The following is a 26,614-nucleotide window of genomic DNA, read 5'->3' as shown; positions in this document are numbered from 1 at the left end:
ACCCTAGAGGGCGGAGGCTGAGTAGGAAAGTCTTTACCGAACAGACGCGTCTTGCGGGAAGCTGGAGAATTTCCGGAGCAACTGGACCCGTTCTTGCATAGCAGCAAACGGGATCGGAAGAGGGCAGCTCTTGAGGGTCTTGTTCGTTACGACAGAGATGGACGACTTCGTCCGCGTCGGCGGACTCGGAGCCGTTTCCGCCGCCCTTCCCCGAGCGCTACGTCCCTTCGCCGATATCCGGATCATGCTGCCCGGCTATCGTGACATCATCGAGCAGCTCACGCATATCCAGATTGTCGGCCGCTGCCCGCCGTTTGCGGAGATGCCGGCCTGCTCGCTCGGCCGTGCCGCGACCAAGGACGGCCTGCCGGTCTACGTGCTGCTGTGCTCGCAACTCTACGACCGGCCCGGCAATCCCTATGGCGATGAGGCCGGGCACGACTGGCCCGACAACGACATCCGCTTCGCGCGCTTCGCCTCGGCAGCCGCTGAGCTTGCCATGGGCAAGCTGGACAAGAATTGGGCAGCGGACCTGATCCATGCCAACGATTGGCAGGCTTCCCTCGTGCCGGCCTATCTCGCCTGGCGCGGCGCCAGGCTGCCGTCGATCCTGACCATTCACAACCTTGCCTACCAGGGCCTCTTCCCGAAGGAGGCGCTGCGGCGGATCGGCGCACCGGAGAGCTCCTTCCACATCGACGGCGTCGAGTTCTACGATCAGGTCTCCTTCCTCAAGGCGGGCCTCGTCTACGCCTCGCATCTCACCACCGTCAGCGGCACCTATGCGCGCGAGATCACTACGGCCGAATTCGGCTGCGGCCTCGAGGGCCTGCTCCGCCTGCGCTCCGATGCGGCCGAGCTCACCGGCATCCTCAACGGAATCGACGAGAGCTGGGACCCGCGTTATTGCGCGCAGCTCGCCCAGCAGTTCGGCGCCGGCGACTGGGTCGGCAAGAGGGCCAATGCGGATTACGTCCGCAAGCAGTTCGGGCTTGCGGTGTCGCGCGGACCGATGTTCGGCATCGTCGCCCGCCTCGTGCACCAGAAGGGCATCGACCTCGTGCTGGCGGCGGCCGACGAGATCATCGATGCCGGCGGGCAGATCGTGGTCACCGGCTCCGGTGAGCCGGCGCTCGAGCAGGCGCTGATCAACGCCCATCGTCGCCGTCCCGACGCCATCGGTGTCGCGATCGGCTTCAACGACGCCCAGGCGCGGCGCATCTTTGCCGGCAGCGACTTCACCTTGATGCCGTCGCGGTTCGAGCCCTGCGGCCTCAGCCAGATGTACGCCCAGCGCTTCGGCTCATTGCCGATCGGCCACCAGACCGGCGGACTTGCCGAGACCATCAGCGACGGCGAGACCGGCTTTTTGTTCTCGAAGCCTTCGCACGAATCCTTCCTCGGCGGCGTCCGCCGCGCCTTCTCGGCGTTCATGGCGCAGGACCAGCTCGACACCATGCGCCGCAGCGCCATGGGACGATCGTTCTCCTGGAGCATCTCGGCCGGCAGCTACAGCGCGCTGTATCGGAAGCTGGCGTCGGTGTGAGGCTGGGGCGTTTCGGCACACTCCGTCATTGCTGTGCATGTTCACTAATTCGCTGATTGGATCGCTCCAGCGGAGGAACGATCCGATGCGAGACAACAGCTATGACCGAACGGTTGAACGCAACTATCTGCACAAGTGGCGCTTTCTGATTTCGGAGTATGAGGCGGTGAAGGCTGGCCGATCGCCGCTGTTCGAGCGGGTCGGCGACTTCTACCGGCACCACGGGACCTGCTCGCAGACGTTCCGCAAGTATTACAATCGCTATCTGCAGAGCGGCGAGGACGCGGATCTGCTGCCGCGGCGGCGCGGCCCGAAGTGGCGGGAACGGCGCGAGCCGGAAGGGATCGAGGCGGAGATCGTCGCCCATCGCAAACGGGGGATGAACCGTTATGAGATTCATGCCGTCTTGCGCGAAACGCGCGACACGGTACCTTCGCCGATCACGATCTACCGGGTGCTGAAACACTACCGCCTGAACCACCGCACGCCGGCGATGCGTGAGGAGAAACGCCGTATTATCAAGGACAAGCTCGGGGAGCTGGGCCACGTCGATCTGCATCAATTGCCGCGCGATATGTTCCTCGCGCCACCCCCGGTCACGGCCTACATCATCAGCCTGATCGACAGCTGCTCGCGTCTGGCCTGGGCCGAGGTCCTGACATCCAAGAAGGCGCTGCCGGTCATGTTCAAGACCCTGAAGATGATCAACACCCTCAACGTCACCTATGGGCTCGTCTTCCAGGAAATCCTGTCCGACAACGGCGCCGAGTTCGCCGCCCGCACCAAGCCGGGCGAGCATCCGTTCGAGGCCATGCTGCTCGAGCTCGGCATCAAACACCGCTACACCAGGCCCTATCGGCCGCAGACCAACGGCAAGGTCGAACGCTTCTGGCGTACCCTCGATGACGACGTCATCGACGGCGCGACCTTCGACAACCTCGACCACTTCGCCAATGAACTGTTCGAGTACCTCGTCTACTACAACAACCACAGACCCCATCAGGCCTTGGCGGGACAAACTCCCAAGACCTTTGCCGCGACCAAGACCACCGCGATCCAATCAGCGAATTATTGAACATCGACAATTGCGAGCGCAGCGAAGCAATCCAGAATCTTTCCGCGGAGGGATTCTGGATTGCTTCGCTGCGCTCGCAATGACGATGTGGAGAGCAGCGCGTGCCCATCCATCACCGTCACCCTGAGGTGGCCGCTTCTTCAGCGGCCCTCGAAGGGCGACGGCCCGGCTGCAGCGGGGCCGTGCATCCTTCGAGGCTCCCGGCGCGGTGCTTTCGCATCGCGCCACTCGCACCTCAGGATGACGGAGCTGATGATGGACCACCCGACCTCCCGCTGCGCACATCCATCTGCGGCCGGCCGATCCAGGCGCGGTTGAGACAGCGGGTCATCCAGTCCGGATGCGCCTCTCCGCGTAGTCGCGCCTGCGCTTCCTGATAGGGACCGACATAGCGCAACCTGTCAGGCAGTTTCGGATAGAGGCGCCTGATCCATCGTAGCGCACTGTCGGCGGATCCGGCTTCGCGCTCGTCAAGCTCAAAACCAAAACCTGCACGCAAGCGTTCCGGCAGCATGCTCGCCGTGACCGCGCGATACCAGCGCGGTGGACGCAACCACGGACGCGCGCCATCAAAAATCTGCGTTGCGATCTCGCGTGCCGCGGCGCTGACCGTCAGCGTGTCCGATTGCGTCATCGCCGCGGTGTAAGCGGCAAAGCCCGCCCAGTCCGCCGGCAGGTCATCCGCCGTCAGTCCGAACAGCGCACCGAACATCCGGCTCTCGGCCCAGTAACGCTCGCGCTCCTCCGCCGAGAGCGGTGGCAGGACGAGGTCATGCGCCATCAGCGCGGTGTCGACCAGCGTGGCGTGAACCCAGCGCAGCGACGGAATGTCGTTGGCGCAATAGCGCGAGCCTTCCGCGAACGGACCGACAGTCTCGGGCATCTCGCCGACGATCATGCTGTGGCGCCGGTGCAATTGCCGCGACGACAGCAGCGCCCGGTCGAGCGAGCCGAACACCATGGCAAAGACGATGTCGAAGGTGCGATGGAAGCGGCCGATCGGATCGGCAAAGGTTGTGGAATGCTCTGCGATGGCGGCCGCGACCCAGGGATGCGCCAGTTGCAGCAGCAGCGCGCGGCCGGCGCCGAGGAAGTTCACGGCTTCACGATCGATCTGCCAGGTCACCGTATCAGGGCCGAACACGCCGGCAACCGGGCCCGCTGCGTCAGCGCGGACCTGATCGAGTGCCGCTTCCAGATCTTTCTCAACGACCACTTGCGAGTCTCGCGACGAAGACGCCGCGATAATAGCCCAGACCGGGCGCCCTTGACATGGTCACCGCCCGAAACAAACGACGGACGAGGCCCTCACTCCGCCGCAATCGGCATCTCGTCCGTGTGCTCGTGCAGCACCACGCCGGCGAGCGGATCGAACTCGCCGATCCAGGGCTTGCGCGACAGCACCGATCGCGTGTGAGCGTAGCCGGCGTGCCAGCGCCGCGTGATCCCCGACGGACTGAAGTCGATATCCTTGGTATGGGTCTCGTGCTCGAGCTGCGGGGCCAGCAGCCGTACCACATGCATGCGGGTCGAGCAGCCGTAGCTCATCAGCTCCCTCACCGCGGGATCATTCAGCTCGCCCTCGGGCAGCCGCGCCGCGAGCTGGTTGATGACATGGCGCAGGCGATGGGCCTGCTGCTGTCGCACGATCTGGCTCGCGATACGGCTGGAATATTGCACGTCCTTGTGCCGGTTCATCACCTCCGCCATGGTGGACGGCTCCGGCCCGACGGGATTCCACAGATGCACGGAAAAGATCAGCGAATCCCTGCGTGGATTGTCGTCAAACACCGCTTCGGTCGGGGTGTTCGACAGGATGCCTCCGTCCCAAAAGAGTTCGCCGTCGATGCGCACCGCCGGAAAAGCCGGCGGCAGCGCGCCCGACGCCATCACATGCTTCACCGTCAGTTCGCCGTCACGGCTGTCGAAATAGCGCATTTCGCTGGTGCCGACATGAGCCGCACCGACCGTCAGGCGCGGCGCGCAGCGATTGGCCAGATCGAAATCGACCAGCTCGCTCAGCGTCTTCTCCAGCGGCGCGGTCGAATAGAAGCCCGCGTGATCGGCACCCAGCGGATATGAATCGCCGGCATGCGCCAGCGGATTGGGCCGGAAGAAGCCTGGAATACCGTGCGTGACCGTCGACCAATAGGCCAGCTTCTCGTTGAAGCCGGGAAACGCGGCGCGCCAGTCCCAGACCGGCTGCTGCTCCATCCGCTTCCAGAACTCCCTCAGGCGCGCCAGCCGGTGCTCCCTTGCGTTGCCCGCAATCAGGCTCGCATTGATGGCGCCGATCGACGTGCCGATGATCCAGTCCGGCTCGATGCCGGCCTCGTGCAATGCCTGGTAGACCCCGGCCTGATAGGAGCCGAGCGCGCCGCCGCCCTGCAGCACGAGCACGACCTGCCCAGGCAGGTCCATACCTTTACGCTGCAAATTGTCCTGCTTGCCGTTCATGTCTCGCTCCTGTCGAGCCTATGGTTATCATTCGTCAGGTGTAAGGCCATTGTTACGTCCTGCCGTTCTCGGCAATTGTCGGGCCTTTTGGAAATGCCGGCTGGCTTCCATAACCATACGTAGGCGCTATCGCGCCCGGGATGTCATTCCCTGTCCGGATCGGCTAGATTCCGGTCGATCCTGCTGGGGAGCCGATCCATGGAAATGCATCAGGTCCGCTATTTCCTCGCGGTGGCGCAGCTCTTGAATTTTACCCGCGCCGCCGAGGAATGCAACGTGACGCAGCCCTCGCTGACGCGCGCGATCAAGCAGCTCGAGGCCGAGCTCGGCGGCGACCTGTTCCGCCGCGAACGGCCGGCCGCACAACTGACCGAGCTCGGCCAGCGCATGCATCCGCTGCTGAAGCAATGCTACGACGCCGCCACCGGCGCGCACTCGCTCGCCTCTTCGTTCAGGAGCGGCGAGATCGGCGCGCTGCGCATCGCGCTGACGCATTCGATCGACCTGGCGCTGCTCATTCCGCATCTCAACGAAATCAGGCGGCAGTTCAACCGGCTCGAGCTGCGCTTCCTGCGCGGGACCAGCCGCGAGGTCGGTGAATTCCTGAAGAAGGGCGAAGCCGAGCTCGGCATCGCCGCCGAGATCGACGAGGCCTGGGAGCGGCTCGACGTGTGGCCGCTGTTCACGGAAGACTTCGATCTCGTCGTCAGCCGGGAGCACCGGCTCGCCGGGCGCGATACGATCGAGCCGGATGATCTGCGCGCAGAGCAATTGCTCGGCCGGAATTACTGCGAACATTCCCGGCGTATCTCCGCGAGCCTGCGCGAGCACGGCATCGACGTCGATCACGGCCACGAGATTTCGAGCGAGCGCGATTTGATCGAGCTGGTCGAGGCCGATATTGGCATCGCCATGATGCCGCGCACCTCGCCGGTGCCGGAGAGCATCAAACGCGCGGCAGTCGCCGGGCTCGATGCGCGCCGCACCGTCAGCCTCTACGGCGTCGCCGGCCGGCAGCGCACGGCGGTCGCCAATGCGGTGATGCGGATGCTGCGCGGGGCAGACTGGCGGGAGATTGCGGGGTAGCTGCGAGAACGATTGCCGCTGCTCTTCCTTCTCTCGCAACGAGAGAATGGAAGAGAGCGCATAGCGAAGCTCAATTCTCCCGGCTCGCGCGCTCCAGCGCCGCGATCAGATCGTCGATCTCCATCCGCTTGCGGAAATCCGGATCGACGAAGCGTGCCCTCACCAGTCCGTCGCGGCCGACGACGAACACGGCCGGGATCGGGAGCATCCAGCCGTCATTGCCGTGGAACCTCGCCATGTCCTGATAGGACAACAGGCTCTGGATCTCGGTGCCGAGCCAGATGGCGAGATTGAGCGACAGCGCATAGCCGTTGTCGAGATCGGTCAGGATCGGAAAGGCCGCGCCGGAGTCGGCCTCGACCTGCCGCGTGTATTCCTGCGTCTCCGGCATGATCGCGACGACCTGTGCGCCCATCGCCTCGATGCGCTCCTGCGCCTGCACCACGGCGCGGACATTGAGCCGGCAATAGGGACACCAGTGTCCGCGGAAGAACATCACCGCGACGGGGCCCCGCTCCAGCAGCGCGGGCAGCGCGACGAGAGCTCCACTTTCATCCGGCAGCATGAACGGCGGCATCGCATCGCCGGGACGCGGTGCGGTCTCGCCGCCGCCGTTCCCGCTCAATCGCACCACCAGGCGATCGACCGCCTCGCCATAGGCCGGAAACACCTTTCGGCTGGCATCGGCATACGCGCGCAGCTGCTCGTTCAGGGTTCCCTCCATGTCGCGGCAGCGCTGGAAGGCAAGCCTGAGCTGCTCGGCGTCGGTTGGTGAAAGAGACGTCATCTTCCGCTCCGGCGTTCAGGGGCGAATACTAGTTTCCAGATCCGGCCGCCCGCAAGGGGCGGCCGTTGCGCGAGGTCCGGTTCAGTTCACGTAGAAATTGCCGGTGGGATCGAGCCGTCCCGACGTCGAGTACAGGGTGCCGTTGTCCATGAAGAAGACGGTGTTCGCGGGCACCTTCCTGGCGTTCTTCATCATGGCCTCGTGGTTCTTCTCGGCCGGGGCCATGGCCATCGCCGACATCTTGCCGGGCCCGCCATAGACATAGGCCATGCCGGCCTTCAGATCCCAGGCTGCTTCCGAGAAGGCCGACGTGGCGATCACCGCGAAGGCGGCAGTAAAGATCAGGGTTTTTGACACTTTCGTCATGGGATGCTCCTCCGGATTGACGTGAACGCCCGCCAATCGGGCGCCATGTCATCGAACGACGGATGTCCCGGAAGCGGAAATGCCGTTGTCCAATCGGTTCGATAGCCGCCGCGCATCAATAGCGCGGAGCTATCGCGTCGAAAGCAAGCCGGCATTTCAATATCGACGCGGTCTCGACGAAGCTCCTGCCACAGCCGGCGACCAGCGAGGTTGCGGCCAACAGAGGAGACTTCCCATGTTCAAGCAGCACATGTTGTCGCGCCTGGTCTGGTCGGGCGCAGCCGTTCTCGGCACGCTGACATTCGCAACGCCGGTCTTCGCCGGCGAATGTCCCGCCGGCAAGACCCAGCCGAACGCACAACAGATGGTCGACACCAAGCCGGTCGGCGTCACCGACGTAACGCTGGGCGCGATCGACCTCGGCAAGCAGCCCGCCCATATCGAGGGACGGGAGCTGCGCTTCCGCAAGCTGACCATCGCGCCCGGCGGCATCGTGCCCTGGCACAGCCATGACGACCGCCCCGCGCTGATCTTCGTGCAGCAGGGCGAGATCGTCGAATACGCCTCCAACTGCGTCGACCCGATCGTGCACAAGGCCGGCGACATCCGTCCCGAAGTCTACGGCACCTCGCATTGGTGGAAGAACCTCGGCAAGGAAACCGTCATTCTCTATGTCGGCGACGTCCGCAAGGATCCCAACGATCATCATATGTAAACGAGTCCTTCCTGCTCGTCATTCCGGAGCGATGCGCAGCATCGAATCCGGAATCTCGAGATTCCGGGTCTGGTGCTCCGGGCCGCTTTGCGGTCCCGTTCGCACCAGCCCGGAATGACCAGTCAAAGAGAAGCCCCGTCATGATTGACCTCTCCGCGCCTATCAAGCCGAGCGCTATGTCGATGGGTGAGCACTCGCCAGGTCTTGCGCTGCGCTCGCTCGTGATCGGCCTCACCGCCTTCCTGACCGTCGTCGATCTCTTCGCAACGCAGGCGATCCTGCCCTCGCTGACGCGGCACTACGGCGTCACCCCCGCAGCGATGGGCTTTGCCGTCAACGCAAGCACCTTCGGCATGGCCGTAGCCAGCCTCGTCGTCGGGTTCTTCAGCCCGCACATCAACCGGCGGACCGGCATCCTGCTCAGCCTGACGCTGCTGGCGATCCCCACCAGCCTGCTGGCGTCCGCGCCCAATCTTGCCGTCTTCACCGCCTTGCGGGTCGCGCAGGGCCTGTGCATGGCCTCCGCCTTTGCGCTCACCCTCGCTTATCTCGGCGAGCAATGCAGCGCGATCGACGCCGGCGGCGCCTTTGCCGCCTACATCACCGGCAATGTCGTGAGCAACCTCGTCGGCCGGTTGATCTCGGCGGCGGTCGCCGACGGCCTCGGCCTCGCCTGGAATTTCTATTTGTTCGCAGCGCTCAATCTGGCCGGCGCGGTGCTGGTCTATTTCACCATCGGACGCGTGCAGCCGATGCAGGCGATGATGCCGGCGTCCTCGCCGCTCGCCGCCACCATCGCGCAGTGGCGCAATCCGCGGCTGCGCGCGGCCTACGGCATCGGCTTCTGCATCCTGTTCGCCTTCATCGGCACCTTCACATTCGTCAATTTCGTGCTGGTGCGGCCGCCGCTGTCGCTCGGCATGATGGATCTGGGTCTCGTCTATTTCGTCTTCCTGCCGTCGATCGCCACGACACTTCTGGCCGGCAAGGTGGCCGCGCGGCTGGGAACGCGACCGACAATCTGGGGCGCGCTCGGCATCGCCGCGCTCGGCCTGCCCTTGATGTTGATGCCGCATCTCGGCGAAGTCCTCGCCGGCATGGTTCTGGTCGGCGTCGGCACATTCTTCGCGCAAGCCGCTGCGACAGGCTTCGTCGGACAGGCGGCGGCCGACAACCGCGGCATCGCCAGCGGGATCTATCTTGCCTGCTACTTCTGCGGCGGACTGGTCGGTACGGCCCTACTCGGCCGGCTATTCGACGCTTTCGGCTGGCACGCCTGCGTCACCGGTGTCGGCGCGGCCCTCGCGCTGGCGGCCCTGCTCACCGTCGCCCTGAAGCCCTAGCGCTTGACTGGAGCTTCCTGCGGCGGGTCGTCGTCGGCGATGGCGCGCCAGGCGGCGCCATCGAGATCGTCGTACTGGCCGCTTCGGAGCGACCAGAGGAAGGCGACGAGACCGGCGCCTCCGAGCATCAAGGCGAGCGGGACCAGGATGACCAGGATCTCCATCACGCGATCTCCCGCGAGGCGCTGCGGGCGCGCAGCGAGTTCAGCATGACCAGGATCGACGACCCGCTCATGGCGGCCGCTGCAATCAGGGGCGTCACGATGCCGCTGATCGCAACCGGCACGGCGAGCACGTTATAGCCGATCGCGAGCCAGAGGTTCTGCCGCATCAGGTGCAGCGCCTTGCGCGACGCGTCGATGGCGGCGACCACGGGAGCCAGCGGACGGCCGAGGAAGACGAGGTCGGCGGTCGCCTGGCTCAAATGCGCGGCCGAGATCGGCGACATCGAGACATGGGCTGCCGCAAGCGAGGGCGCATCATTCATGCCGTCGCCGACCATCAGCACCTTCATGCCGCGCCGCTTCAGTTCCTCGATCCGGGCGATCTTGTCGGCCGGCGTGACGCCGGCGCGCCACTCGGCAATGGAAAGGGCGTGCGCCGCCGCCTTCACGGCCGGCTCGCGGTCGCCGGAAAGGATCTCGATGCCGATGCCCCGCGCCTTCAGCGCCGCGATCACGGCCTGCGCGTCCGGACGCAGGCCCTGACGCACCGGGAGGATGAACTTTGCCGTGCCCTTGCTGAAGGCGACGATGGAGGCTTCGGGGTCGAGATCGTCGATCAGCCCGACGAGGCCCTCGGCACCACAGAAGGACGGACGGCCAAGACGGATCTCAACACCATCCACGGTCGCACGCACGCCCTGCCCGGCTTCCTCGACCGCACCGACGATGGGCGATCTGGCACCGGCAGCCTGCGCGACCGCGGCGGCGACCGGATGATGGCTCGACAGCGCGAGGCGCCCGGCGAGCTCGAAGATGTCGGCGGGGATATCGGCTGCGTTCATCACTTCGAGGTCCGGCAGCGTCAGCGTGCCGGTCTTGTCGAAGATGACGTGATCGGCTTCCGCCAGCCGCTCGATCGCATCGCCGGCATTGAGCAGCACACCCGCCTTGAACATCGCGCCCGAAGCCACGGTCTGCACCGTCGGGATCGCGAGCCCCAGCGCGCAGGGACAGGTGATGATCAGCACGGCAACGCCGGTCACGATTGCATCATGCCAGGAGGCACCGGCGATGACCCAGCCGAGAATGGTCAGCAGCGCGGTCGCATGCACCACCGGCGCGTAGAGCCGCGAGGCGCGGTCTGCGAGCCGCATGTAGCGCGAGCGAGCCTGCAGCGCGTTATCCAATAGCCGCGTGATCTCGGCGAGCAGCGTCGCCTCGGAGGCCGCCGAGACCCGCACCCGCAGCGTGCCGGAGATGTTCATCGATCCCGCATAGACCGGCGTGCCCTGCTCGGCCGTGACATAGAGCGTCTCACCGGTGATCAGGCTCTGGTCGATCTCGGAACGGCCCTCGATCACGGTGCCGTCGACCGCGCAGCGCTCCCCGGGCCGCAGCAGCACGATATCGCCGGGGTGGATCGCCGCCACCGGCACCTGCGAGATCTCGTCGGGCCCGACGAACTTGGCCGCGGTCTCCGCCTTGAGCGCGGCAAGATTGCCGGCCACCGCGCGGGTCCGCCGCCGCATGTTCTGGTCGAGGAAACGGCCGACCAGCAGGAAGGTGAGCAGCATGATCGCCGCGTCGAAATAGGCATGCTCGGCGTGGTGGATGGTCTCGACCACGGACATGCCGAGCGCCAGGATCACGCCGATCGAGATCGGCACGTCCATGTTGGTGGTCTTGTTCGACAGCGCGCGCCAGGCCGAGCGGAAGAACGGCTGGCCGGCATAGGCCGCCGCCGGCAGCGCGATCAGCGCCGACAGCCAGTGGAAGAAGTCGCGCTGCTCCGGAAGCATGTCCGAGACGTTGCCCGACCACACCGGGATCGACAGCATCATCACGTTCATGGTGGCGAATGCCGCGACCCCGAGACAGCGCAGCAGGAAGCGGGATTCGGCAACCTCGGCTTCCTCCGCGCTCTCGGTCTCGAACGGATAAGCCTTGTAGCCGAGCTCTTCGAGCCGATCGATGAAACGGCCGGGGTCGAGCGTGCCCGCCTTCCATTCCAGCGCGACACGGCGGTCGGTCAGGTTCACGCGCGCCAGCGTGACGTCAGGAATGGCGGACAGGCCGCGCTCGATCTTGGCCATGCAGCCGGCGCAGTGAACGCCTTCGACCGCGAGGTCGATGTGCCGGAGGCCCGCGCCGGCGTCGCGAACATAGTGAGAGAAATCGCGCGTGACCTGCATGACGAGACCCTTCAGTTCAGGATCACGCGGTTGCGCGAGAGGAACACACGCGCCCCTCGCGTCTCACCCTCGATCACCAGATCCCACTGCCCCGGCGCGACGGACGCGGCATTGCCGCGATAGATGCCGATGCCGGCTTCCGCGAGCTCGACCTGGAGATCGGCGCGCTTGTCGGTCGGCCGCTCCAGGCGCCCGCCGAACTTCAATCCGGCGAGCGGCTGGCCGCTCGCATCACGCGCCTCGACCTGGATCGCGGCGCCGCCGTCGGTGCGGCGCTCGATATGGGCGCTGATCTGCCATTTGCGCGCAGCCTGATCCTGTGCCGCGGAGATCTCGCGATCATAAGCGAGGCCCGCGGCATAGGGGCTGTCGACATCGGTGCCCGGCAGCGTCGCGATCGCGAGCTTCATCATGGTCACGTTGACGCCGATCACGAGGCCGAAGAAGGCGACCAGCATCAGGAACACCTTGGTTCCGGTCAGTGGCTTCGATGCCATCGCAGTCTCCTGGTCCTACGGCGCGACGAAATTGTCGGTGGCGGACGCGACCTCGCCGAGGCCGATATCGGTGACGTGGAAGTGGACCGGGACCGACTTCTCCGGATTGTTCTCCGCCGGCGCCGTGACGAGCAGCCGCAGCTCGCTGGTCGAATCGCGGGGGATCACGACCATCGGCCGGTCGGGCGTCACCGAATCGACGCCCACGACGTGCACCGTCAGATTGGCCGGACCGTTCGCGTCGATCGCGATGACACGGTCGTAGCCGCTCTTGTTCAGCAGCCGCACGGTATAGGCGTTGCGGATCGAGCCGTCGCTGAGCTTGACCGCGACCGGATTGCGGTCGTGCAGCACGTTGACGTCGAGCAGGCTGCGCGTCGCCAGCGTATAGATCATGATGCCGCCGACTGCGGCGATGATCGCGCTGTAGACGATCGTGCGGGGCCGCACGATGCGGTAGATCGGCGCCTTGCCTTCCTGGCGGCGATGGATGTTGATGTCGTTGTCGTAGCCGATCAGCCGCTTCGGCCGGCCGATCTTGGCCATCACGTTGTCGCAGGCGTCGATGCAGAGGCCGCACTGGATGCACTCCATCTGCGGTCCGTTGCGGATGTCGATGCCGGTCGGGCAGACCGCGACGCACTGGTAGCAGTCGACGCAATCGCCGACCTGCTGGCCGAGCGCGCGCAGCTCGGCCGCCTTCTTCACCGAGGTGCGCTTCTCGCCGCGGTCGTAGCGATAGGTGACGTTGAGCGCCCATTCGTCGGTGAGCGCGGCCTGGATGCGCGGCCACGGGCACATGTAAGTGCAGACCTGCTCGCGCATGTAGCCGGCGAGCAGATACGTCGTTGCGGTGAGGATGCCGATCCAGACGTAGGCGATCATCGGTCCCTGGAAGGTGACGAGCTCCTTCACCAGGGTCGGCGCATCATTGAAGTAGAGCACCCAGGCGCCGCCGGTCCACCAGGCGATCAGCAGCCAGATCGAATGCTTGAGCACGATCTCGGAGATGCGCTCGAGCTTCATCGGATCGGTCGACGCATCCTTCTTCATCCGCTCGCGCCGGTCGCCCTCGATCAGGCGCTCGACGGCATAGAACAGGTCGGTCCAGACGGTCTGCGGACAGAGATAGCCGCACCAGATGCGGCCGCCGATGGAGTTCATCAGGAACAGCGCCACAGCGGCGACGATCAAGAGGCCGGTGAAGTAGTAGACTTCCTGCGGCCACAGCTCGATGAAGAAGAAATAGAAGCGGCTGTTGGGAAGATCGATCAGCACAGCCTGGCTGGGCGCGCCGAGACCGCGATTCCAGCGCACGAAGGGCAGGAAGTAGTAGACGCCGAGGCAGAACGCCATCAGGCCCCATTTGATCCGGCGGAACGTGCCGGAGACGCTCTGGGGATAGACCTTCTTGCGGGCTGCGTAGAGCGGCCCATAGTCATCTTCCGATGTGAGGTCTTTGGGGTTCACGGTCTTGTTCATCGCCTGGAGCTTCTCGAAAAGGTGCGATTAAACCTAGACCCGACACCGCCGCGTCAGTTGATCCAGCTCAAACGGGGGCACTTTTGTTCGCCCCCGTTCGGACTCATTGACCGCCGATCGACTATTTGCCGCCGCCGAGCGAGTGCACGTAGACCGCCATCGCCTTGATGGTGGCGGGGTCGAGCCGGCCTTCCCAGGCCGGCATCACGCCGGCACGGCCCTGGCTGATGGTCTCGATCAGCGCGGCCTCGTCCGAGCCAAAGAGCCAGATCTTGTCGGTCAGATTCGGCGCGCCGAGCTCCTGGTTGCCCTTGCCGCCATCACCGTGGCAGGCGACGCAGTTCTCGGCGAAGATCTTCTCGCCCTTGGCCGCATCGAAGCCGTTGCGGGTCGGAAGGCCCGCCAGCGAGCGCACGTAATTGGCGACCGTGACGATCTCGTCGGCCTTCAGCACGCCATCCTTTCCGAAGGCGAGCATCTGGCCCTCATGCGTCTTGGCATGGCCGGAACGCGCGCCGAACTGGATGGTCTGCATGATCTGGTCGAGCGTGCCGCCCCACAGCCAGTCGTCGTCGTTCAGGTTCGGGAAGCCCTTGGCGCCGGCTCCGCCTGAGCCGTGGCACGGCGCGCAATTGTCGCCGAACACCGTCTTGCCCTTGGCGCGGGCGAGCGCCAGCAAGGCCGGATCCTTCTCGATGTCGGCGAGCGAGGCCGCGCCCAGCGCCGCCATCTTGTCGCCCCTGATCTTCTCGAGATTGGCGAGCTCGACCGCGACGTCGGCACGCGAGGAGTAGCCGAACACGCCCGTGGTGTTGCTGGAGATCAGCGGCCAGGCCGGATACACGATCCAGTAGCCGATCGCCCAGACGATGGTGAGGTAGAAGGAGATCACCCACCAGCGCGGCAGCGGCGTGTTGAGCTCCTTGATGCCGTCCCACTCGTGTCCGGTCGTGGACTTGCCGGTGACGGTATCGACTTCGCTATGATCGGTCATGGTCTCTCACTCCTCCCGCAACGGCAGGCGTGCCGCTTCGTCGAACGCGGCCTTGTTACGGGGCCATAATGCGTAGGCGATGATCGCGAGAAAGATCGCGACGAACACCGGCGTCCAGATCGTGGTCACGAGCTCGGACGCAAGATTGTGGGCTGTCAGGATGGCTTTCATCGTTGATGCCTTCTCAGCGAAGATTGGCTTTCTCGTTGTAGATCTTGAAGTCGACCAGCGTGCCGAGCATCTGCAGGTACGCGATCAGCGCGTCCATCTCGGTCGGCGTGCCGGTCTTGCCGTCGAAGTTGCGCACCACCGCCTTGGCGTAGCGCTTGCTGAAGGCATCGGAGCCGGCATTGTCCGGATCAGCCTGGGCCTTCAAATCGGCGCCTGCGCTCGCGATCTGGTCGTCGGTGTAGGGCACGCCGACGGTCCGCAGCGTGCGCATGTGGTCGGCGATCGTGTCCGGATCCACCTCGTTCTGGCTGAGGAACGGATAGCCCGGCATCACCGACTGCGGCACGATCGCGCGCGGGTTGATCAGGTGGGCGACGTGCCAGTCGTCGGAATATTTGGCGCCGACGCGGGCAAGGTCCGGACCGGTGCGCTTGGAGCCCCACTGGAACGGGTGGTCGAACATGCTTTCGGCGGCGAGCGAGAAGTGGCCGTAGCGTTCGACCTCGTCACGCAGCGGCCGGACCATCTGTGAATGGCAGAGATAGCAGCCCTCGCGGACGTAGACGTTGCGCCCCGCCAGCTCCAGCGGCGTATAGGGCCTGACCCCGTCGACCTTCTCGATCGTGCTCTTGAGGTAGAACAGCGGAGTGATCTCGACGAGACCGCCGATCGCGATCACCAGGAGGATGCCGACGATCAGGATGATCGAGTTCTTTTCGAAGATTTGGTGGCGTGTCCAGAACGACATTGCTTTAGCTCCTCATTCCGCCGGCTGAAGAGCGACGGGCATCTGGACTTCCTGTTCGCCTGTGCGAACGGTCATCCAGAGATTGTAGGCCATGATCAGCGAGCCGATCAGGAACAGCCCGCCGCCTGCGGCGCGGATGACGTAGAAGGGATGCATCGCCTCGACGGTTTCGATGAAGGAATATTCGAGGAAGCCGAGCGAGGTGTAGGCGCGCCACATCAGGCCCTGGAGGATGCCGGACACCCACATCGCCGAGATGTAGAGAACGATGCCGAGGGTCGCGACCCAGAAGTGCCAGTTGACGAGCTTGAGGCTGTAGAGGCCCTTGCGATTCCAGGCCCACGGCACCAGGCAGTACAACGCGCCGAAGGAGACGAATCCCACCCAGCCGAGTGCGCCGGAGTGGACGTGACCGATGGTCCAGTCGGTGTAGTGGCTGAGCGAGTTGACCACCTTGATCGACATCATCGGGCCTTCGAAGGTCGACATGCCGTAGAAGGCGACGGAGACCACCAGCATGCGCAGCACGGGGTCGGTGCGCAGCTTGTCCCAGGCGCCCGACAGCGTCATCAGGCCGTTGATCATGCCGCCCCAGGAGGGCATCCACAGCATGATCGAGAAGGTCATGCCGAGTGTCTGCGTCCAGTCGGGCAGCGCCGTGTAGTGCAGATGGTGGGGACCGGCCCAGATGTAGAGGAAGATCAGCGCCCAGAAGTGGATGATCGACAGGCGATAGGAATAGATCGGCCGGTCGGCGCGCTTCGGGATGAAATAGTACATGATGGCGAGGAAGCCGGCGGTCAGGAAGAAGCCGACCGCGTTATGGCCGTACCACCACTGGAACATCGCATCCTGGATGCCGCCCCAGGCGACGTAGGACTTCGAGCCGAACACCGAGACGGGCAGCGCCGGATTGTTGCCGAGATGCAGCACCGCGATCGTCACGATGAAGGCGAGATAGAACCAGTTCGCGACGAAGATGTGCGGTTCCTTGCGCTTGATGACGGTGACGAGGAAGACGAGCAGATAGACCACCCAGACGATGGTCAGCCACAGGTCCGCGTACCATTCCGGCTCGGCATATTCCTTCGACTGGGTGACGCCGAGCAGATAGCCCGTGCCAGCGACCAGGATGAAGAAGTTGTAGCCGATCACGACGAACCAGGGCGCGAGGTCGCCGGCGAGGCGAACGCGGCAGGACTTCTGCACGACGTAGAAGGACGTCGCGATCAGCACGTTGCCGCCGAAGGCGAAGATCACGGCCGAGGTGTGCAGCGGCCGCAACCGGCCGAACTGAATCCAGGGCAGATCGAAGTTGAGCGCGGGCCAGGCCAGCTGCGAGGCGATGATGAGACCGACGAGGAAGCCGGCGATGCCCCAGAACATCGCCATGAAGGAGGAGAACTTGATCGGCCCCATGTTGTAGTTGGGGCGGCCGTTGATCTCCGCCGGCGGCAGCGCCGCGGGACGCTCGAAGTAGCGGTTGACGATGCAGAACACCGCCGCCAGGCTCGCCGCCGCGCTGAGCGCGGCATGGAAGGCGAAAGGCGCGTCGAGCGCCTTGGCCGAGGCGATCACGCAGAGGAAGGCGGTGGCTGCGAACACGACAGCCAGGCCGCTTTCACCGATGGTCATGGATTTGGAGATGGAGGGCTGGCTCATGCGGATTCTCTCTGAAAGAACACGGAGCCAGAAACCACATTCACCCTCGCGGGGAATTGATTGAAATCAAGACAGATGGATTTCCGTTAATGTGAGACGGCGAAGTTTCAATAAACGATATCAACCGCCTGCATCTCGTCGCTTACGCGGCGCTTGCCTCCGTGAAATCACGGAGCTTGCAATCACGGGATCTGAAATCGCGGAACTTGGCGGCGTCGCGTCAGTCGCGCGCCGTGGCCTTGAGCGCCTTGATGACGTCCTCGCGCGCGATGATGCCGACCAGCTTCTGCGCGCCGTCGAGCACGATGATGCTCCTGATGCGGTGCTCGACCATGATCTGAAGCACGCGCGTCAGGCGCGTGTCGGGGCTGACATAGATGAACTCCGGCGTCATGACGTCGCCGATCTTGCGGCTCATCAGGTCATGATAGCGCGGCAGCATCTGGTTTGGGGTGAAGGCGAAGCACTTCAGGATGTCGAACTTGGTGACGATGCCGACCACCTGCCCGTCGTCCTCGACCGGATAGGAGTTGAAATCGTCGCGCTCGAACATCTCGCTGAGCTCGAGCATGTCGAGGTCGCGCTGCACGGTCCTGACGTTGCGCGTCATGTAGCCACTGGCAGTCTGCTCGAGAAATCTGTACACGGCGCGTCCTCCTCTACTCGCTATGGCCGACCGGCCGTCAGTGCGACAGCAGCACGCAACGCGTGGATTGAGTGACCAGGTGCTGGGTGACGCCGCCCAGGATCAGCTCACGGAACCTCGAATGACCGTAGGCGCCCGCCACGATCAGGCCGGCTCCGACGTCGCCGGCGACCTTCTCCAATTGCACAGCGGCGGGTTCGTTCCGCGCGGCCTCCGAGACGCGCGCCGTCGCGGTGACGCCGTGACGGGCGAGCCAGGCGGCGACGTCGGTGACGCCGGCCATCACGCTCGAACGGTCGTCGCCCTGCTCCGGAATCTCGACGATGGTGACGTCCCTCGCCTTGCGCAGCATCGGCAGCGCGGCCGCCACCGCCCGCCGCGCCTCCGCCGTATCCTTCCACGCCACCAGCACGCTGCGCAGATCGAGCCAGTTGACCCGGTCTGGCACGACGAGAAGCGGACGGCCGACCTGCATCACCAGATCCCTGGGGCTTGCCAGCGCGAAAGCGTCGGAGAAGGCCGGGCTCTGCCCGCCGCTGACGACGATGTCGGCGCAGCGCGCCTGCGCGAGGGCGAAGCGCGCCGGAAAATCCAGGGCGCTGCGCCACTCCGCGTGCCCGCCACGATTCTTCGTCGCGGCGCGGAATTGCGTTTCGAGACCGGCGAGGCGCCGCTTGATGGAAGCTTCGCCCTCGTCGATCAGCCCCTGGGCCTCGGCGCCGTCGGTGAAATAGAGCGGCGGGCTGAACTGCGCCGCGGCAACCCCGACGATGGCCGATTCGAATCGCTCGGCGAGCTCGCCCGCGACCTGAAGACGCGCCTCGTTGGATTGATCGAGCGCCAGGCTGACCATCACGGTCGCGTATGTCATCGGGATTCTCCGAACGGCAATGAACTCGCGCGAAATCTAGTCCTGCCGACGCAAAGCGGGATGAGATAGATCAAACCGCGCGCCATCCGGGATCACCGGAATTACACCAACGGAATCAAACATCGGAACTTGCCTCCGGCCCGGGCTTGGGCGAAAATTCCCGGTGCGCTTGCGGCACCCTGCCCGCAGCATGAGAAGGGGAGTGACCGCTTGATGCCGACCCGCGTAACGCAACCGCCTGATGACGGCAGGGGCGAGCATTTCCGGGTCCGGATCGAGGGATTCGGTGTCGGCACCTGGGATCTCGACCTCAAGACCCGGGCGCTGGACTGGTCGGATACCGCGCGGACCCTGCTCGGGATCGCGCAGGACCAGCCGGCGAGCTACGACCTCTTCCTGTCGCGGCTCGAACCCCGGGACCGCGACCGCGTGGAAAGCGCGATCGAGCATGTCAGCGAACGTGGCGGCGGCTTCGACGTGTCCTTCAAGGTCGCGGGCGCCGCCAACGGAGGACAGTGGATTCGCGCCCGCGCCGGCGTCATTCGGGACGAAGTCGGCACGGCCCGTCATCTCAGCGGCATCTTCCTCGATATCGACGAGGAGAAGCAGGTCGAGGGTGCGCTCCGGACCCGCGAGACCCACCTCCGCTCCATCCTCCACACAATCCCCGACGCCATGATCGTCATCGACGGCCACGGCATCATCCAGCTGTTCAGCACCGCCGCCGAGCGCCTGTTCGGCTGGTCCGAGCGCGAGGCGATCGGCAAGAACGTCAGCATCCTGATGCCGGAGCCCGACCGCTCCCGGCACGACAGCTACATTGCGCGCTACCGCACCACCAGCGATCCCCACATCATCGGCATCGGCCGCATCGTGACCGGCAAGCGCCGCGACGGCACCACCTTCCCGATGCACCTGTCGATCGGCGAGATGCAGTCCGGCGGCGAGCCCTATTTCACCGGCTTCGTCCGCGACCTCACCGAGCACCAGAAGACCCAGGCGCGGCTCCAGGAGCTGCAATCCGAGCTCGTCCACGTCTCGCGGCTGAGCGCCATGGGCGAAATGGCGTCCGCGCTCGCGCACGAGCTCAACCAGCCGCTGGCGGCGATCAGCAACTACATGAAGGGATCGCGGCGGCTGCTTGCCGGCAGCGTCGATCCGAACACCCCGAAGGTCGAAAGCGCGCTGGACCGTGCCGCCGAGCAGGCGTTGCGCGCCGGCCAGATCATCCGGCGCCTGCGCGACTTCGTCTCCCGCGGCGAATCGGAGAAGCGGGTCGAGAGCCTGTCCAAGCTGATCGAGGAGGCCGGCGCGCTGGGGCTCGCCGGCGCGCGCGAGCAGAACGTGCAGCTCCGCTTCAGCCTCGATCCGGAAGCCGACCTCGTCCTCGCCGACCGGGTGCAGGTCCAGCAAGTCCTGGTCAATTTGTTCCGCAACGCGCTGGAGGCCATGGCGCAATCCCCGCGGCGCGAGCTCGTCGTCACCAACACGCCCGTCGCCGACGACATGATCGAGGTCGAGGTGTCCGACACCGGCTCCGGCTTCCAGGACGACGTCATTCCAAACTTGTTTCAAACTTTCTTCACCACCAAGGACACCGGCATGGGCGTGGGACTGTCCATCAGCCGCTCGATCATCGAGGCTCACGGCGGGCGCATGTGGGCCGAGAGCAACGCATCGGGCGGGGCGACATTCCGCTTCACCCTCCCGGCAGCCGACGAGAATTGATGCATGACGACCAAGGGACATGTCTACGTCATCGATGACGACGACGCGATGCGGGATTCGCTGAATTTTCTGCTGGATTCCGCCGGTTTCGGCGTCACGCTGTTCGACAATGCGCAGAGCTTCATCGACGCCCTGCCCGGCCTCGCCTTCGGCTGCGTCGTCTCCGACGTGCGCATGCCGGGCCTCGACGGGATCGAGCTCCTGAAGTGGATGAAGGCGCAGCACAGTCCGTTTCCGATCCTGATCATGACCGGTCACGGCGACGTGCCGCTCGCGGTCGAGGCGATGAAGCTCGGGGCGGTCGACTTCCTGGAAAAACCGTTCGAGGACGATCGCCTCACCGCGATGATCGAGACGGCGATCCGCCAGGCCGAGCCGGCCGCCAAGAACGAGGCCGTCGCGCAGGACATCGCCGCCCGCGTCGCGTCCTTAAGTCCCCGGGAGCGCCAGGTCATGGAAGGACTGATCGCAGGTCTTTCCAACAAGCTGATCGCCCGCGAATACGACATCAGCCCGCGCACCATCGAGGTGTACCGGGCCAATGTCATGACCAAGATGCAGGCCAACTCCCTCTCGGAGCTGGTTCGCCTCGCAATGCGCGCCGGCATGCTCAACGATTGAGCCGAACCGGCTTGAGGCAGGTCAAGGCGGTTGCGCCCGCCTGTGCTAGCCAGTCAGAATGATCGAGATTGGCTCGCTGCCTCAGCGTGTCCCGATGGCGTCATCGGCAAAGCCCACAGTCTACGTGGTTGACGACGATGCCGCCGTGCTGGGCTCCCTGCGCTTCCTGCTGGAAACCGACGGCTTCGCCGTGCGGACCTTCAGGAATGCGACGGCGCTGCTCAATGCCGCCGGAGCGCCGGACGCTGACTGCTATGTGATCGACTACAAGATGCCCGATATCAACGGGATCGACCTCGCCGGCCGCCTGCGCAAGTCCGACAGCGACACGCCCGTGATCCTGATCACCGGCTATCCCGACGAGAACATCTCGACCCGGGCGGCCGCAGCGGGCGTCAAGGACGTGGTTTTGAAGCCGCTTCTCGATGAAAACCTGGTCAAGTGCATCCGCCACGCCATCCAGGACCGTCGCGGTAATTGACCTACGGGATTCTACGTAGGTAAACGTCCTTAAGATAACGCGCGAAATTTCCGGATTGCGCAAACCCGGGTAGCGATGTTCCATCACAACGGAGATGGCGCAGATGCTGACCCAGACACTCAAGACCCAGGCGATCAACACCCAGATCGGTGGCAAGATTGCCCCTGCCCACCCCGTTTCCGACCAGTTCGGCGCGATCACCGGCCATGTCGGCCTCGTCGCCACCGAGTTCTCCTATCGCAAGGACGAGGAGATCTATGGCGAGGACGAGCCGGCCGAATATGTCTACCAGGTCGTGTCAGGCGCGGTGCGCAGCTACAAGCTTCTTTCCGACGGCCGCCGCCAGATCGGCGCCTTCCATCTTCCCGGCGACGTGTTCGGCCTCGAATCCGGCGCCACCCACCGCCTCGCCGCCGAGGCCATCATCGACACCACCGTGCGCCTGGTGAAGCGCGCCAGCCTCGAGAAGGCCGCCGGCACCGACGTGCAGGTCGCCCGCAAGCTCTGGGCCATGACGGCCTCCGAGCTGCGTCACGCCGAAGACCACATGCTGCTGCTCGGCCGCAAGACCGCGATGGAGCGCGTTGCGACCTTCCTGCTCGAAATGGACCGCCGCCTCGCGGTTGCCGGCATGATGGCGCTGCCGATGTGCCGCCGCGACATCGGCGACTATCTCGGCCTCACGCTCGAAACCGTGTCGCGGGCGCTGTCCCAGCTGCACACCCAGGGCATTCTCGGCTTCTCCGGCGCACGCCAGATCGTGCTGCGCAATCGCCAGCGCCTGCACAATCTCGACGCCTGACTTTCTTCCTCCCTGCCTACTTTGGCCGGCTGAAGTCCTTCAGCCGGCCATTTCTTTTGTCGCGGTCATGCCGGTGCGCCGGGTCTCCGGCATGACGAACAGGATCAGCAGCAGCCCCGTCGCGGCGACGCCGGACAGCCCGATGAAGGCGGTGGCGTTGCCGAACTTGTCGCTGGCATAGCCGCCGAGCGCCGTGCTCAGCGACGCGCCGATGCCGGTCGCGGTGCCGACGATGCCCTGCGCCAGGTTGAAATGACCGCTGCCGAAGGCGACGTCGGCGACGATCAGCGGAATCATCACCGCGAACACCGCCGCGGTGATGCCGTCGAACACCTGCACCGCGACCAGGAGATAGGGATCGCGCACGGTCGCGAACAGCAGACCGCGAATCGTCAGCGCGCCGAATCCGATCAACAGCAGTGGCCGGCGGCCCCAGGCTTGCGCCTTTCGCCCGACGGTCGGCGACAGCAGCGCCACGATCGCCTGCGGCACGATGATGCAGGCGGCGACCAGCACCGTCGCCCACTGGCTCGACCGCGCCGTCACTGCGCTTGCCATCAGCGGCATCATCGCCGCGTTCGCGAGCTGCAACAGCAGCACGCTGAGCGCGAAGACGATCAGCGGACGCTGCCGGATCAAATGCCAGACATTGGTGTCGCCGCGGTCGGCGGCTTCCGGCGGCATCTCGCCGTGACAGCGCCTGATGTCGACCTCCTCCTCGCGGATCCGCGACAGCGCGATCAGGGTCGGGATGGCGAGCAGGAAAGTGACGAGGAACACCGAGCGGCTCGAGAGCAGATATCCGGCCGTGCCCATCACGGCAGCCGCGACGCCGTTGCCGAGCGAAGCGAACCGCGCGTTGCGGCCGAGCCGCTCGCCGATCGCGAGCGGGCCGACGAGGCCGAGGCTGATCGCGGCGATCGCCGGCCCCAGCACGCAGCTCGCCATCGCATGCAGCGTGGCGGCCGTCACCACCACGGCGAAGACCGGCATCGCGGCATAGGCGAGCGCGCAGGCGCCGATGGTCGCGATCGCGAGCGCTGCGACCAGCCGTTCGGACTTCGCGGCGTCGATGATCGCGCCGCCCGGCATCTGCCCGATCAGCGCGACGATGCCGCCGATCGACAGCACGAGGCCGATCTCGACCTGGGTCCATTTCTGCGTCGTCAGGTAGACCGCGATGAAGGGTCCGAAGCCGGTCTGCACGTCGGCGAGGAAGAAGATGAACCAGTCGAGGCCGCGCAGGCTCTGACGCGACGGCGCCGGAATACCCGCAGGCGGCGGCGCGGCGACGTTGTGCTTTTCAACGTGGCCATCGCGATCTGCATGGTTCGGCTTCCTCGACAACAGCACAGGCGGTCAGCCCTCCCGGCACCTCACTGGATCACTTGCAGCGGTTGAAGGCTGCCGGACGCGCCGAGCACGACCATCGGCGTGTCTTCCTTGTATTCCGGCGCGGCCGCGACCTGCGCCTTGGTCAGTTCCAGCGTGATGCTGTCCTTCTTGTTGGCAATCTTGCCGAAGCGCATCGCGTTCCAGTCCACCACGATCTTGCGGCTGCCGACGCCGAGGAAGCCGCCGAAATCGATCACCGCCGCGCGCACACGCCCGTCCCGGTCGACGATGACATCGACGACGCGGCCCATGTCCTCGTCCGCAGCACTGCGCACGTCGCGGCCGAGCACGCCATGTGCATCGCTCGCACCGATGATGGTCACCGATGGCGGCGGCGCGGCGTCCTTCGGCGTGACGGGAACGGTCGAGGCCGGCGGCTGAGCCGTCGGCGGCACATTTGCTTCAGTCTGGCCCGCGGGCGGCTGCTCGTCCGCGCGCGACGTGGCGACTGCCACGCCCGCGACGACGGCCACGCCCAAGATCAGCGCTCGGATCAGCGCTCCGATCGCACGCATAACACCCTCCTCATCGCGCGCCGCTAGCGCGCCAGCACGATCGACACCTGGATCTGGCCGCGCGTGCGCAACACCTCCAGCGCCACGTCGTCGCCGTGGCGGCTGACGCGCAGATCCACGCTGGAATCGCCGAGGCGCAGATCGCGCAGAATGACCTCGTTCAGGAACGCCGGCAGATGCGGATTGCGCAGGCGAATCTCGCCGCGCGCCACGTCGAACTCGAGGCCCAGCGCCGCCTCCAGCAGCGTGAACGGCGTCGCGCTGGCCCAGGCCTGCGGCGCGCAGGCGACCGGATAGAGCGTCGGCCCGCGCCGCTTCTCGCGCCGGAAGCCGCAGAACAATTCGGGCAGCCGGCGCAGGTCCATATAGGTGGCGGCGTCGAACAGCCCCTTGAAGACATGCGCCACCGAATGCTTGAGGCCGTAGCGCGCGAGCCCGAGCGCGATCAGCGCATTGTCGTGCGGCCAGACCGAGCCGTCGTGATAGGACATCGGGTTGTAGCGCACCTCGCCGACGGCGACGGTGCGGATGCCCCAGCCCGAGAAGAAATGCGGCCGCATCAGGTCGGCGGCGACGAGACGGGCGCGATCCTCCCGGATCATGCCGCTGAACAGCACCTGCCCAGCATTGGAGGTCCGCACCTTGCAGGGCCGCTTCCTGCCGTCGAGGGCCAGGGCGTAGGTGCCGAGCTCCTCGCACCAGAACGCCTGCTCGAAGCGCTCGGCCAGCGCCTTGGCTTCGGCCTCGAACTTGCGCACGAGGTCCGGCTTGCCGAGGCGCAGCGCGCAGCGCGCGGCCAGCTGCTTGGCCGCATAGACATAGCCCTGGACTTCGGCGAGCGCGATATTGCCTTCCGCAAGCTGACCGTCGGCATGGAAGATCGCGTCGTAGGAATCCTTCCAGCCCTGGTTGGCCAGCCCCTTCTCCGTCGCACGCTGATATTCGACGAAGCCGTCCTGGTCGGGATCGCCGGGACCGTCGATCCAGGCGAGTCCCGCCTCGATCGCGGGCCACAGCTCGATCAACGTCTTCTCGTCACCGGTGCGCTCGAAATAGCTTCCGGCGAGCAGCACGAACAGCGCGGTCGAATCGACGCTGCCGTAATATTGCGCGAACGGCACCTCGCGCAGCGCCGCCATCTCGCCGCCGCGCATCTCGTGCAGGATTTTTCCGGGCGCGGCATCGGCCAGCGGATCGATCGCCCTGGCCTGGAAATGTGCGAGCCGCCTGAGCACGCCCTTGGCGATCCGCGGGTCGATCCACAGCATCTGCAGCGCGGTGATCAGTCCGTCGCGCCCGAAGGTCGTCGAGTACCAGGGAATGCCGGCATAGGGATAGCGGCCCTGCGGCGTCTCGGTCATCAGCATGTTGAGGTCGGCCATGGCCTGGCACAGCACCTCGTTGAAGATGTTGTTGGAGGTCTCGATGCTGGCCGCGCCCATCGTCGACTGCCGCATCTCGCGGCGGTGGGCGAGCAGACCCCTGAAGAAGCGCGCCGGTTTCTCCGTGATCGGCCGGTTGCAGGACACTGCCACGAACAGCGATTTCGACTCGTGCGGATCCAGCTCGAGCTGCCAGGCGGCAGCATTGACCGAGAGCCGCGTCGGACGCGGATCGAAATGCAGGGCGGTGGTGCGCTCGCAATCGTCGAGACCGCGATATTCGAACAGCACGTCGGTCGGCCCGAGCAACCGGCTCGTACCCGTCCCGCGGCGCGGGCCGCCGCTCGCCGCGGACCTCGAACAGATCGGCGAAGTCGTTGTCGAACAGCAGCGTCAGCTCGAAGCTGGCAGGCCGGTCGCCGTGGTTCTGCACGCCGATGCGCTGATAGGCGGTGCCGCGCCACAGGAAGACCGTGCGCACGATGTGCAGCAGGTCCTTTTGCAGCACGAGGCTGCCCTCGCGGTAGATGTCGGGGTTGGTGAGATCGACGGTCAGCGCCGAATTGTCGTCGCGCAGGTTGGAGCCGAGCAGCAGGGGCTGGAGATCGTCGAGCACGAGCTCCAGCCGCGCGAGATAACGCGTGTCGTGGTGAAACAGGCCGTCCGGCCCGCCTGCCGATGCGCCGATGTCGCCATGACTGTCGAGCACGATGAAGGTGTCATCGTGCTTGAGCGAACGTCGCGGGCGCGCCGACGGCCCCGTCATCGGGATATAGAAGGGCTGCTCCACGACCTGCTCCACGGTCCGCGCCACAGCGACGAACTTGGTGATGACTTCGGCTGCCATAAGCTGCTCCCCTGCGCTTGTTTCGAGACGCAACCAACGCG

General features: G+C 65.4%; 25 protein-coding genes and 1 pseudogene. 9 read left to right on the top strand and 17 right to left on the bottom strand.

Going from position 1 to position 26,614, the window contains the following annotated elements; all coding sequences use genetic code 11:
* Positions 1–130 precede the first annotated feature (130 nt).
* Entirely contained in the window at positions 131–1,546 is a 1,416-nt protein-coding gene (gene glgA / locus ACVJ19_RS20870) for a glycogen synthase GlgA (protein WP_453950884.1), read from the top strand.
* Positions 1,547–1,631: 85 nt separating this feature from the next.
* Positions 1,632–2,621 (top strand): integrase core domain-containing protein, encoded by a 990-nt coding sequence (locus tag ACVJ19_RS20865; RefSeq protein ID WP_453950883.1) that lies wholly within the window; start codon positions 1,632–1,634, stop codon positions 2,619–2,621.
* 235 nt (positions 2,622–2,856) lie between these two features.
* Here the strand turns inward: ACVJ19_RS20865 and ACVJ19_RS20860 are convergent, their stop codons facing one another.
* Together ACVJ19_RS20860 and ACVJ19_RS20855 are read right to left on the bottom strand one after the other, a co-directional pair.
* Positions 2,857–3,837: an oxygenase MpaB family protein gene (locus ACVJ19_RS20860; protein ID WP_453950882.1), complete on the bottom strand. Its 981-nt coding sequence runs from the start codon at positions 3,835–3,837 to the stop codon at positions 2,857–2,859.
* Between the two features lie 92 nt (positions 3,838–3,929).
* A complete protein-coding gene (locus tag ACVJ19_RS20855) occupies positions 3,930–5,078 on the bottom strand; it encodes a patatin-like phospholipase family protein (protein ID WP_453950881.1) in 1,149 nt (382 codons plus the stop codon).
* Positions 5,079–5,276: 198 nt separating this feature from the next.
* Between ACVJ19_RS20855 and ACVJ19_RS20850 the strand changes: the two genes are divergently transcribed.
* Positions 5,277–6,164, top strand: coding sequence for a LysR family transcriptional regulator (locus ACVJ19_RS20850; protein ID WP_453950879.1), 888 nt, complete (start codon positions 5,277–5,279; stop codon positions 6,162–6,164).
* A 70-nt stretch (positions 6,165–6,234) separates the two neighbouring features.
* Here the strand turns inward: ACVJ19_RS20850 and ACVJ19_RS20845 are convergent, their stop codons facing one another.
* Positions 6,235–6,951 (bottom strand): peroxiredoxin-like family protein, encoded by a 717-nt coding sequence (locus ACVJ19_RS20845; protein ID WP_453950878.1) that lies wholly within the window; start codon positions 6,949–6,951, stop codon positions 6,235–6,237.
* An 81-nt stretch (positions 6,952–7,032) separates the two neighbouring features.
* Complete coding sequence (locus ACVJ19_RS20840; protein ID WP_122406772.1) at positions 7,033–7,317, bottom strand: hypothetical protein; 285 nt, start codon at positions 7,315–7,317, stop codon at positions 7,033–7,035.
* Between the two features lie 235 nt (positions 7,318–7,552).
* Between ACVJ19_RS20840 and ACVJ19_RS20835 the strand changes: the two genes are divergently transcribed.
* Together ACVJ19_RS20835 and ACVJ19_RS20830 are read left to right on the top strand one after the other, a co-directional pair.
* The gene (locus ACVJ19_RS20835) at positions 7,553–8,032 is read left to right on the top strand and encodes a cupin domain-containing protein (RefSeq protein WP_453950877.1); all 480 of its coding nucleotides are present in this window, start codon (positions 7,553–7,555) and stop codon (positions 8,030–8,032) included.
* A gap of 140 nt (positions 8,033–8,172) precedes the next feature.
* A complete protein-coding gene (locus ACVJ19_RS20830) occupies positions 8,173–9,375 on the top strand; it encodes an MFS transporter (protein ID WP_453950875.1) in 1,203 nt (400 codons plus the stop codon).
* On the opposite strand, the gene ccoS is transcribed toward ACVJ19_RS20830, so the two are convergent.
* The 10 genes from ccoS to ACVJ19_RS20780 form a co-directional block, all read right to left on the bottom strand.
* Complete coding sequence (gene ccoS, locus ACVJ19_RS20825; RefSeq protein WP_063691453.1) at positions 9,372–9,539, bottom strand: cbb3-type cytochrome oxidase assembly protein CcoS; 168 nt, start codon at positions 9,537–9,539, stop codon at positions 9,372–9,374. The genes ACVJ19_RS20830 and ccoS overlap by 4 nt on opposite strands.
* A complete protein-coding gene (locus tag ACVJ19_RS20820; RefSeq protein WP_456739420.1) occupies positions 9,539–11,731 on the bottom strand; it encodes a cation-translocating P-type ATPase in 2,193 nt (730 codons plus the stop codon). The genes ccoS and ACVJ19_RS20820 overlap by 1 nt, the downstream gene beginning before the upstream one ends.
* Positions 11,732–11,742: 11 nt before the next feature.
* Complete coding sequence (locus ACVJ19_RS20815) at positions 11,743–12,228, bottom strand: FixH family protein (protein WP_453950874.1); 486 nt, start codon at positions 12,226–12,228, stop codon at positions 11,743–11,745.
* A 15-nt stretch (positions 12,229–12,243) separates the two neighbouring features.
* Positions 12,244–13,710, bottom strand: coding sequence for a cytochrome c oxidase accessory protein CcoG (ccoG, locus tag ACVJ19_RS20810; protein WP_453950873.1), 1,467 nt, complete (start codon positions 13,708–13,710; stop codon positions 12,244–12,246).
* A gap of 121 nt (positions 13,711–13,831) precedes the next feature.
* Positions 13,832–14,704 (bottom strand): cytochrome-c oxidase, cbb3-type subunit III, encoded by an 873-nt coding sequence (gene ccoP / locus ACVJ19_RS20805; protein ID WP_453950872.1) that lies wholly within the window; start codon positions 14,702–14,704, stop codon positions 13,832–13,834.
* 6 nt (positions 14,705–14,710) lie between these two features.
* Complete coding sequence (locus ACVJ19_RS20800; protein WP_453950871.1) at positions 14,711–14,875, bottom strand: cbb3-type cytochrome oxidase subunit 3; 165 nt, start codon at positions 14,873–14,875, stop codon at positions 14,711–14,713.
* Positions 14,876–14,888: 13 nt separating this feature from the next.
* The gene (ccoO, locus tag ACVJ19_RS20795; protein WP_453950870.1) at positions 14,889–15,623 is read right to left on the bottom strand and encodes a cytochrome-c oxidase, cbb3-type subunit II; all 735 of its coding nucleotides are present in this window, start codon (positions 15,621–15,623) and stop codon (positions 14,889–14,891) included.
* Positions 15,624–15,635: 12 nt separating this feature from the next.
* The gene (gene ccoN, locus ACVJ19_RS20790; RefSeq protein WP_453950869.1) at positions 15,636–17,285 is read right to left on the bottom strand and encodes a cytochrome-c oxidase, cbb3-type subunit I; all 1,650 of its coding nucleotides are present in this window, start codon (positions 17,283–17,285) and stop codon (positions 15,636–15,638) included.
* A gap of 220 nt (positions 17,286–17,505) precedes the next feature.
* Positions 17,506–17,931, bottom strand: a complete 426-nt coding sequence (locus ACVJ19_RS20785) for a CBS domain-containing protein (RefSeq protein WP_453950868.1) — start codon at positions 17,929–17,931, stop codon at positions 17,506–17,508.
* A 37-nt stretch (positions 17,932–17,968) separates the two neighbouring features.
* Positions 17,969–18,802: a universal stress protein gene (locus ACVJ19_RS20780; protein ID WP_453950867.1), complete on the bottom strand. Its 834-nt coding sequence runs from the start codon at positions 18,800–18,802 to the stop codon at positions 17,969–17,971.
* A 210-nt stretch (positions 18,803–19,012) separates the two neighbouring features.
* Here ACVJ19_RS20780 and fixL point away from each other — a divergent pair, with 210 nt between their 5' ends.
* The 4 genes from fixL to ACVJ19_RS20760 all read left to right on the top strand — a co-directional run bounded on the left by fixL (position 19,013) and on the right by ACVJ19_RS20760 (position 22,434).
* A complete protein-coding gene (gene fixL, locus ACVJ19_RS20775) occupies positions 19,013–20,530 on the top strand; it encodes a sensor protein FixL (RefSeq protein WP_453950866.1) in 1,518 nt (505 codons plus the stop codon).
* 3 nt (positions 20,531–20,533) lie between these two features.
* Complete coding sequence (gene fixJ, locus ACVJ19_RS20770) at positions 20,534–21,151, top strand: response regulator FixJ (RefSeq protein WP_453950865.1); 618 nt, start codon at positions 20,534–20,536, stop codon at positions 21,149–21,151.
* 58 nt (positions 21,152–21,209) lie between these two features.
* Positions 21,210–21,632, top strand: a complete 423-nt coding sequence (locus ACVJ19_RS20765) for a response regulator transcription factor (protein ID WP_453950864.1) — start codon at positions 21,210–21,212, stop codon at positions 21,630–21,632.
* A 103-nt stretch (positions 21,633–21,735) separates the two neighbouring features.
* Positions 21,736–22,434 carry a helix-turn-helix domain-containing protein gene (locus ACVJ19_RS20760; protein ID WP_453950863.1) on the top strand — a complete coding sequence of 233 codons (699 nt, stop codon included), beginning with the start codon at positions 21,736–21,738 and terminating at the stop codon, positions 22,432–22,434.
* Between the two features lie 39 nt (positions 22,435–22,473).
* Here ACVJ19_RS20760 and ACVJ19_RS20755 read toward each other — a convergent pair whose 3' ends face one another.
* The 3 genes and pseudogenes from ACVJ19_RS20755 to ACVJ19_RS20745 all read right to left on the bottom strand — a co-directional run bounded on the left by ACVJ19_RS20755 (position 22,474) and on the right by ACVJ19_RS20745 (position 26,573).
* Complete coding sequence (locus ACVJ19_RS20755) at positions 22,474–23,787, bottom strand: MFS transporter (protein WP_453950862.1); 1,314 nt, start codon at positions 23,785–23,787, stop codon at positions 22,474–22,476.
* A gap of 23 nt (positions 23,788–23,810) precedes the next feature.
* A complete protein-coding gene (locus ACVJ19_RS20750) occupies positions 23,811–24,344 on the bottom strand; it encodes a PRC-barrel domain-containing protein (RefSeq protein WP_453950861.1) in 534 nt (177 codons plus the stop codon).
* Positions 24,345–24,367: 23 nt separating this feature from the next.
* Positions 24,368–26,573, bottom strand: a pseudogene (locus ACVJ19_RS20745) (amylo-alpha-1,6-glucosidase).
* Positions 26,574–26,614 lie beyond the last annotated feature (41 nt).

This window comes from Bradyrhizobium sp. USDA 376, assembly GCF_054063675.1.
The sequence above is the reverse complement of the archived record's forward strand: the minus strand, read 5'-3'. Positions and strand labels throughout refer to the sequence as shown.

Coding starts and splice junctions, on each gene's coding strand:
- ACVJ19_RS20830 (WP_453950875.1), top strand. CDS start 8,173: ATGATTGACCTCTCCGCGCCTATCAAGCCGAGCGCTATGTCGATGGGT.
- ccoP (WP_453950872.1), bottom strand. CDS start 14,704: ATGACCGATCATAGCGAAGTCGATACCGTCACCGGCAAGTCCACGACC.
- ACVJ19_RS20765 (WP_453950864.1), top strand. CDS start 21,210: ATGATCGAGATTGGCTCGCTGCCTCAGCGTGTCCCGATGGCGTCATCG.
- ccoN (WP_453950869.1), bottom strand. CDS start 17,285: ATGAGCCAGCCCTCCATCTCCAAATCCATGACCATCGGTGAAAGCGGC.
- ACVJ19_RS20835 (WP_453950877.1), top strand. CDS start 7,553: ATGTTCAAGCAGCACATGTTGTCGCGCCTGGTCTGGTCGGGCGCAGCC.
- ACVJ19_RS20750 (WP_453950861.1), bottom strand. CDS start 24,344: ATGCGTGCGATCGGAGCGCTGATCCGAGCGCTGATCTTGGGCGTGGCC.
- ACVJ19_RS20800 (WP_453950871.1), bottom strand. CDS start 14,875: ATGAAAGCCATCCTGACAGCCCACAATCTTGCGTCCGAGCTCGTGACC.
- ACVJ19_RS20760 (WP_453950863.1), top strand. CDS start 21,736: ATGCTGACCCAGACACTCAAGACCCAGGCGATCAACACCCAGATCGGT.
- ACVJ19_RS20820 (WP_456739420.1), bottom strand. CDS start 11,731: ATGCAGGTCACGCGCGATTTCTCTCACTATGTTCGCGACGCCGGCGCG.
- fixJ (WP_453950865.1), top strand. CDS start 20,534: ATGACGACCAAGGGACATGTCTACGTCATCGATGACGACGACGCGATG.
- ACVJ19_RS20850 (WP_453950879.1), top strand. CDS start 5,277: ATGGAAATGCATCAGGTCCGCTATTTCCTCGCGGTGGCGCAGCTCTTG.
- ACVJ19_RS20865 (WP_453950883.1), top strand. CDS start 1,632: ATGCGAGACAACAGCTATGACCGAACGGTTGAACGCAACTATCTGCAC.
- ccoS (WP_063691453.1), bottom strand. CDS start 9,539: ATGGAGATCCTGGTCATCCTGGTCCCGCTCGCCTTGATGCTCGGAGGC.
- ACVJ19_RS20815 (WP_453950874.1), bottom strand. CDS start 12,228: ATGGCATCGAAGCCACTGACCGGAACCAAGGTGTTCCTGATGCTGGTC.
- ACVJ19_RS20840 (WP_122406772.1), bottom strand. CDS start 7,317: ATGACGAAAGTGTCAAAAACCCTGATCTTTACTGCCGCCTTCGCGGTG.
- ACVJ19_RS20845 (WP_453950878.1), bottom strand. CDS start 6,951: ATGACGTCTCTTTCACCAACCGACGCCGAGCAGCTCAGGCTTGCCTTC.
- ccoO (WP_453950870.1), bottom strand. CDS start 15,623: ATGTCGTTCTGGACACGCCACCAAATCTTCGAAAAGAACTCGATCATC.
- ACVJ19_RS20855 (WP_453950881.1), bottom strand. CDS start 5,078: ATGAACGGCAAGCAGGACAATTTGCAGCGTAAAGGTATGGACCTGCCT.
- ACVJ19_RS20780 (WP_453950867.1), bottom strand. CDS start 18,802: ATGACATACGCGACCGTGATGGTCAGCCTGGCGCTCGATCAATCCAAC.
- ccoG (WP_453950873.1), bottom strand. CDS start 13,710: ATGAACAAGACCGTGAACCCCAAAGACCTCACATCGGAAGATGACTAT.